The organism is Clostridium sp. CMCC3677, assembly GCF_023845585.1.
Lineage (GTDB): Bacteria > Bacillota > Clostridia > Clostridiales > Clostridiaceae > Clostridium > Clostridium aquiflavi.
In genome coordinates, this window is the sequence record NZ_JAMQHS010000084.1 from 1 (window position 1) to 243 (window position 243).

Genomic DNA, 243 nt, shown 5'->3' on the forward strand with positions numbered 1-243 from the left:
ACTGTTAAAGGAAATGGATTAATAATAATAGATTATGAAGAAGCTTATAAAAGAATAAGGCCTTGTTATGAAAAGATAAGAACACAAGGAATTCCAAACAGAAAAATACATATAAATTTACCAGATAAAATAATGAACCAAAAATTTATAGAGGAATTGATAGAAATAGGAGATATAGATGAAGATGATATTAATGAAGCAATAAAGTTTACAAGATATATGTTAAATATTAATGGTCTCCTA

At 24.3% G+C, this 243-nt stretch carries 1 protein-coding gene; it reads left to right on the top strand.

Annotation, left to right across the window (positions count from 1 at the left end; all coding sequences use genetic code 11):
- Window positions 1–243, top strand: a 243-nt coding sequence (locus tag NG901_RS16825) for a hypothetical protein (protein WP_252217097.1), incomplete at both ends; no start/stop codon positions are given.